Genomic DNA, 6,481 nt, shown 5'->3' with positions numbered 1-6,481 from the left:
GGGCGGTATTTCGGCTCTGCTGAAGATCGCTACGCAGATCGACATTCCGGTGGTGATTTCCAGCGCGCTGGATTCCGCCGTCGGGATCGGTGTCGGCCTGGCAGCGGCCGGGGCGCTGCCGGAACTGCAGCACGCCTGCGGCCTAGGCACCGGCGGGTTGTTCGTCGAGGATGTCACCGAAGCCGTCGCGCCGGTCGACGGCTATCTGCCGGTCGCGGTCGCGACACCCGATCCGGCGCGGCTGGCGGCGCTGGCCGCATCGCCGCAGCGCCGACGGTGGTGGATCGACCGGGTCAGGGCCTGCTATCCGCTACTAGAACCGATCGTGAGATAGCTGCAATTTCCAGACACCACCACACTGCCGAGGCGAAACTGCACCGATGACTTCTATGCGCGTAGGCCTAATGGATCCGATCGTCGCCGCCCGCCCGAGGGCCGACAGCTTTACCAAGGCAAGTTACTGGGGCGCGGTCGCTAGCGGAGTCGACTCGTTCTGGGTGCCCGACCACCTCAACTCGTTGTTCCCACGATCGCTCTGGACGCCGAAATACGCGGGCGCGTCGAAATTTATGCCGTCGCTCGATGCCTACCTCGAGCCGTGGACCATGCTCGGTCACATTGCGGCGCGGAACCGCGTCGGACGCCTACGGCTCGGGGTCGGCGTCACCGACACCGGCCGGCGTAACCCCGCGGTCACCGCGCAGGCAGCAGCGACGCTGCATCTGCTTACCCGCGGCCGTGCCATCCTCGGCATCGGAACGGGCGAACGTGAAGGCAACGAGCCCTACGGGGTGGACTGGTCGAAACCAGTCGCCCGGTTCGAGGAGGCGATGGCGACGATCCGGGCACTGTGGGACTCGAAAGGCGAACTGGTCACTCGGGATTCGCCGTTTTTCCCATTGCACAAAGCCGTTTTTGATCTGCCGCCCTACCGCGGCAAATGGCCAGAGATCTGGATCGGCGCGCATGGACCCCGGATGCTGCGGGCCGTGGGCCGCTACGGCGACGGCTTTTTTCCCGGTTTCCCACATTCGGCTCAGGAATACGCACGCCGCCTCGACGTCGTTCGGGCAGCAGCGTCCGACGCGGGCCGTGACCCGATGTCGATCGTTCCGGCGATCTGGCTATTTGTGGTCACGGGCCGGACGGCCGCGGAGGTGGACGAGGCACTGGCATCCGAGGTGGTCAAGGCGCTCGGCTTAACCGCGTCCGATGAGTTCTTCGCCCAGTACGGCGCTCAACACCCGCTGGGAGTCGGCTTTAGCGGCGCACAGGACATCCTTCCCCAGGACTGGGATGAGCAGACAGCGCTGAGCTACACCAAGAAAGTCCCAACAGAATTGGTGCGAGACATGCTTCTCGCCGGAACCCCCGACGAGGTCATCGACCAAGCAGCACACTGGCGTGACTGCGGAGTGCGCTATGTCGTGCTGGCCAATGTGACGGCAATGCAACGCAGCGTCCGCAAGGGCGTGTTGGCTAACCCAGCGTTTTTCAAGATCATCCGGGGCCTGAAGAAGCTCTAGTCCTTACCCGCCGATGTCCTAATCTGTGGGGTGCAGGGCGTAGACGACATCGCATCCGTCGCCAACACTAGTTTCATGACCCGCACAGTGGTGTTTCTCGGCTTCCCCGGCATGCAGGCGCTGGACCTGGTTGGCCCGCTTGAGGTGTTCGCGACCGCATCGTTGGTGCTGGCGGCGCAAGGCCGCGACGGATACCAGCTCGTGGTCGCGTCGGTCGACGGCCAACCGGTGACGACCAGTTCCGGGCTGTCGCTGGCGACCGAGAAACTGCCCGAACGCGACCAACCCGTCGACACCCTGGTACTGCCCGGGGGCGCCGGGGTGCACGAGGTGCGGGCTGACCCGCAGGTCGTCGACTGGATTCGGACGGTGGCCGGCGGCGCCCGGCGGGTGGCCAGCGTCTGCACCGGCGCGTTCTTGGCGGCAGAGGCGGGGTTACTGAACGGCTGTGTGGCCACCACGCACTGGGGGTCCGCCGACCGGCTGGCGCGCGAATTCCCGTCGATCGTCGTTGACCCCGACCCGATCTTCATGCGCAGCTCCGCCCAGGTGTGGACCGCGGCCGGGGTTACCGCGGGCATCGACCTGGCGCTGTCGCTGGTCGAGGACGACCACGGCACCGAGGTGGCGCAGACGGTGGCCCGTTGGCTGGTGCTATACCTGCGGCGGCCCGGCGGACAGACGCAGTTCGCCGCGCCGGTGTGGATGCCGCGGGCCAAGCGTCAGCCGATACGCGACGTTCAAGAGGCGATCGAGGCCGAACCTGGTGGCGTGCACAGCATCGCGGAGCTGGCCCGTCGAACCACCATGAGCCCAAGGCATTTCACCCGAGTTTTCACCACGGAGGTCGGTGAGGCGCCCGGCGCTTACGTCGAACGGGTCCGCACGGAGGCCGCGCGCCGCCAGCTCGAAGAGACCGACGATACGGTGGCCGTGATCGCCGCGCGATGCGGTTTCGGGACCGCGGAAAGCATGCGCCGCAACTTCATTCGGCGTGTCGGCGTATCGCCAGATCAATACCGCAAGACCTTCGCCTAACCAAGGGAGCAGCTATGCAGATCGCGATTGTGACGTATCCGGGTTTCACGGCGCTGGACTTTATCGGGCCCTACGAAGTGCTGCGCTGGCTGCCCGACACCGAGGTCCGCTTCGTGTGGCACGAACCCGGCCCGATCACCGCCGACTCCGGTGTTCTCGTCATCGGCGCAACTCATTCGTTCGACGAAACTCCTTCGCCAGACATCGTTTTGGTGCCCGGCGGGATGACCACCGTGGCGCACGCCCGCGACAAGAAGCTGCTGGATTGGGTGCGTCAGGCGCATCGCAGCGCGACCTGGACGGCTTCGGTCTGCTCCGGTTCGATCATCCTGGCGGCCGCCGGTTTGCTCGACGGCAAACGCGCCACCTCGCATTGGGCGGCCCTTCCGATGCTGAAAGGCCTGGGCGCCATCCCCGTTGGCGATGAACGCGTGGTGCACCAAGGGGAGATCGTCACCAGTGCCGGGGTGTCTGCGGGCATCGACCTGGCGCTGTGGCTGGCCGGGCGAATCGGCGGTGAAGACCGCGCGAAGGTCATCCAGCTGTCGATGGAATACGATCCGCAGCCGCCGTTCGACTCCGGCCACATGTCCAAGGCATCCGCGAAGACCAAGGCGGCTGCCACCGCACTGATGGCCAGGGATGTGGCCAAACCGGCTCAGCTGAAGGCCGGGACGCAGCTGCTGTGGAACCGGGCGCTGTCCGCTGCGCGGGCCAAGGCCGGCCGCCGCTAAATTGCCGCCGCTGTCAAGCGGTTAGCGGTCCTATGCTTGGTGGATGCGTCGTCTTGGCGTCATCGCGGTGCTGGTGTGGACCTTGGTTGGGTGCACCTCGACCGTCGCTGGAACCGCCACCGGGCGCGGCGGCGCGAAAAACCCCACTGCGAAGGCACACGGCCTGGGCGCGCTGCTGCTCAGCCTCGACGAAATGAAGCAGCTGCTGAAGTTCGACGACATGGACGTCCAGGACACCTTGACCCGGCCCGAGGACCGAGGAATCTATCAGCCCGCCAACTGTGTGGGCGCGGTGTTCAGCAGTATGGCGGGCTCCTATGACGGCAGCGGATATCGGGACTTCTACGAGGTGCGGCAGACAGACATGAGTGGGGGAGGTGTGCCGCACTGGGTCGATCAGAGCGCCGCCACCTTCGACAATGACGCCGCCGCAAAGGGTTTCGTTGCTAACCAAAGCGCCCAATGGCGCCAATGCGCCGGCCGGCAGTTCAAGTATGCGTATCCGCTGCCAACCGACTGGCAGGACTCCTACCGGATCGGCGACACGATCGATTCCGGGTGCGCGACGATGATCTCCAACGTGTCAACCGGCGACAAGCAATACACCGACATCCGGGTGCTGGCCGCCAAGTCCAACATCGTCGTCGACCTGCAGTTCACCGGCTTCGACCTGACCGACCAGCCCGCAACGGCCGTCAACCGGATCCTGGATCGGATCGCTGCGCGCGGGCACGAGTGCGCGTTTTGGTCATAACCGCCTAGCCCGCGATTGCGTCGACCACCACTTCCGGATTATCCAGCGCCACGAAGGTTCTCGCGTCGGGCACCTCGATCAACTTCGCGTTGCCAAACGCCTCGGCCAGCCGACGGCCCAAACTCGGCGTGAAACAGCGATCCGCCTGACCCCAGACAAGCGTGACCGGCTTGTTGAATCGCGCTAGCCGAGTGGCGACATCGGTGAGATCGGTCTTGGCCACCTGACGCAGCAGCCCCGCGAGATCGCGGCAGATGCGCGAGTCCTTGAGGCATGGCCGCAGCCAGTCGGCCGTCATGTCCGGATCGGGCTGGCTGATTAGCAGGCCGAAGCCAAGCGGGGAGTTGCGCAGCACGCGCAACCGCATTTGTGCGAAGAGCGCCTTGATAGAGATGGGGCCGCGAAGCACGGCGAACACCAGATCGAATGGGGCAGGAGGGCATTTGTCGAACGCGTCGCAGTTAGTGAGCACTAGGCGGCCGATCCGGTCGGGATGGGCGTCGATGAGCAGTTGGCATATCCCTCCGCCGGTGTCGCTGCCCACCAGCGTCACATCGGAAAGGTCGAGCGCGACGATTGCGTCGTTGATCAGCTCCGCGACACCGGCCAGCGATAGCACGGTCGCGTCGCGGACCGGGATGGTGTGGGACCCCAACGGCAAAGTCGGCACGATGCAGCGGTACCCGCGGCCACCCAGCTCTTCGGCGACGGCGCGCCACAGTTGCCCGTCCACCAAGATGCCGTGGATGAACAGCACCGGCGGGTGCGCCGAATCCTGCGGTCCAAACTCCTGGTATTCGATGGTGGCCTGCTTGAGTGCGAGCTCTGCCATGTCGTTCGTTCCTCCTCCAACTCGTCGATTCCGTTCCCTGATATTCCAGCTCAGCGGCCGCTGCCAGGTCGACGCTGCGAACTGCCAGATGCTGCCACCGCAATGGCGTCGCGTAGGTTGTCGTCGTGATCAACCTGGCTTACGACGACCAAGGGACCGGAGAGCCCGTCGTGTTCATCGCCGGACGCGGCGGTGCCGGACGCACCTGGCATCTGTATCAGGTCCCGGCTTTCCTGGCGGCGGGCTACCGCGTCATCACCTTCGACAATCGCGGCGTGGGCGCCACGGCAAACGCCGACGGTTTCACGACCGAGAGCATGGTCGCCGATACCGCCGCGCTGATCGAATCCCTGGGCGTGGGCCCGGTGCGGATCGTCGGGGTGTCGATGGGGGCGTTCATCGCCCAGGAGCTGATGGTGGCCCGGCCCGATCTGGTCAGCCAGGCGGTGCTGATGGCCACCCGGGGCCGGCTGGACAAGGCGCGAGAGTTCTTCCGCAGCGCCGAAGACGAGTTCGCCGCCTCCGGTGTGCAGCTACCGGTCGCTTACGACGCGAAGATCCGATTGCTGGAGAGCTTTTCGCCCAAGACGCTGAGCAACGACGAGGCCGTCGCGGAGTGGATCGGCATGTTCACCATCTGGCCGGTCAAGCTCACCCCGGGGATGATCCGCCAGGGTGCCATCTCGCCGCAGGGCAATCACTTGCCCGCCTACCGCAACATCACCGCGCCGGTGCTGGTGCTCGGCTTCGCCGACGACATCGTGACGCCGCCGCACCTAGGCCGCGAGGTCGCCGACGCCATACCCAAGGGCCAGTACCTGCAGCTCGCCGACACCGGGCACCTCGGATTCCTGGAGCGTCCCGACGCCGTCAACTCCGCGGCGCTGCAATTCTTCGGCTTTATGGGTGTCTGACGCGCACTAGATAGGCTGGTCGGGTGAACCCCTCGACGGCCCAGGCCCGCGTCGTCGTCGACGAACTGATCCGCGGCGGCGTCCGCGATGTGGTGCTGTGCCCGGGCTCACGCAACGCCCCGCTGGCGTTCGCGTTGCAGGACGCCGACCGGGCCGGCCGGATCAGCCTGCATGTCCGCATCGACGAGCGGACCGCCGGGTATCTGGCGATCGGGCTGGCGATCGCCGCGGGCGCGCCGGTCTGCGTGGCGATGACGTCGGGCACGGCGGTGGCCAACTTGGGTCCGGCCGTGGTGGAAGCCAACTACGCGCGGGTGCCGCTGATTGTGTTGTCGGCCAACCGGCCCTACGAGCTGCTCGGCACCGGCGCCAACCAGACGATGGAGCAACTGGGCTACTTCGGCACCCAGGTGCGCGCCACGATCAGCCTCGGGCTGGCCGAGGACGCCCCGGAGCAGATGGACGCGTTCAACGCGACCTGGCGGTCGGCCACCTGCCGGGTGCTGGCCGCGGCTACCGGCGCCCGCAGCGCCAACGCCGGGCCGGTGCAATTCGACATCCCGCTGCGCGAGCCGCTGGTACCCGACCCCGATACCGGCCGCACGCCGGAGGGACGCCCGGGCGGCAAACCGTGGACCTACTCTCCGCAGGTCAGCTTCGACCAGCCGCTGGATATCGACCTG

The 6,481-nt window shown here is 66.4% G+C and carries 7 protein-coding genes and 1 pseudogene; 7 read left to right on the top strand and 1 reads right to left on the bottom strand.

Annotation, left to right across the window (positions count from 1 at the left end):
• The 5 genes and pseudogenes from WB785_RS02130 to WB785_RS02110 form a co-directional block, all read left to right on the top strand.
• A pseudogene (locus WB785_RS02130) lies at positions 1-334 on the top strand (o-succinylbenzoate synthase); the annotation flags it as partial.
• A 46-nt stretch (positions 335-380) separates the two neighbouring features.
• Complete coding sequence (locus WB785_RS02125) at positions 381-1,526, top strand: LLM class flavin-dependent oxidoreductase (RefSeq protein ID WP_424077050.1); 1,146 nt, start codon at positions 381-383, stop codon at positions 1,524-1,526.
• 75 nt (positions 1,527-1,601) lie between these two features.
• Positions 1,602-2,564, top strand: coding sequence for a GlxA family transcriptional regulator (locus WB785_RS02120; RefSeq protein WP_424077049.1), 963 nt, complete (start codon positions 1,602-1,604; stop codon positions 2,562-2,564).
• Between the two features lie 14 nt (positions 2,565-2,578).
• Positions 2,579-3,298 (top strand): DJ-1/PfpI family protein, encoded by a 720-nt coding sequence (locus tag WB785_RS02115; RefSeq protein WP_424077048.1) that lies wholly within the window; start codon positions 2,579-2,581, stop codon positions 3,296-3,298.
• 43 nt (positions 3,299-3,341) lie between these two features.
• A complete protein-coding gene (locus WB785_RS02110; protein WP_424077047.1) occupies positions 3,342-4,052 on the top strand; it encodes a sensor domain-containing protein in 711 nt (236 codons plus the stop codon).
• 4 nt (positions 4,053-4,056) lie between these two features.
• Here the strand turns inward: WB785_RS02110 and WB785_RS02105 are convergent, their stop codons facing one another.
• Positions 4,057-4,884: an alpha/beta fold hydrolase gene (locus WB785_RS02105; protein ID WP_424077046.1), complete on the bottom strand. Its 828-nt coding sequence runs from the start codon at positions 4,882-4,884 to the stop codon at positions 4,057-4,059.
• Between the two features lie 125 nt (positions 4,885-5,009).
• Between WB785_RS02105 and WB785_RS02100 the strand changes: the two genes are divergently transcribed.
• Both WB785_RS02100 and WB785_RS02095 read left to right on the top strand, forming a co-directional pair.
• Positions 5,010-5,798, top strand: a complete 789-nt coding sequence (locus tag WB785_RS02100) for an alpha/beta fold hydrolase (protein WP_424077045.1) — start codon at positions 5,010-5,012, stop codon at positions 5,796-5,798.
• A 23-nt stretch (positions 5,799-5,821) separates the two neighbouring features.
• A partial coding sequence (locus tag WB785_RS02095; RefSeq protein ID WP_424077044.1) for a thiamine pyrophosphate-binding protein occupies positions 5,822-6,481 on the top strand: 660 nt, incomplete at its 3' end.

Origin of the sequence: Mycobacterium sp. (assembly GCF_049585075.1) — a bacterium.
In the GTDB taxonomy this organism is placed as follows: domain Bacteria; phylum Actinomycetota; class Actinomycetes; order Mycobacteriales; family Mycobacteriaceae; genus Mycobacterium.
The sequence above is the reverse complement of the archived record's forward strand: the minus strand, read 5'-3'. Positions and strand labels throughout refer to the sequence as shown.

Excerpts from the sequence above, each read along its gene's own strand:
- WB785_RS02125 (WP_424077050.1), top strand. The coding sequence starts at position 381 with ATGACTTCTATGCGCGTAGGCCTAATGGATCCGATCGTCGCCGCCCGC.
- WB785_RS02120 (WP_424077049.1), top strand. The coding sequence starts at position 1,602 with ATGACCCGCACAGTGGTGTTTCTCGGCTTCCCCGGCATGCAGGCGCTG.
- WB785_RS02105 (WP_424077046.1), bottom strand. The coding sequence starts at position 4,884 with ATGGCAGAGCTCGCACTCAAGCAGGCCACCATCGAATACCAGGAGTTT.
- WB785_RS02110 (WP_424077047.1), top strand. The coding sequence starts at position 3,342 with ATGCGTCGTCTTGGCGTCATCGCGGTGCTGGTGTGGACCTTGGTTGGG.
- WB785_RS02115 (WP_424077048.1), top strand. The coding sequence starts at position 2,579 with ATGCAGATCGCGATTGTGACGTATCCGGGTTTCACGGCGCTGGACTTT.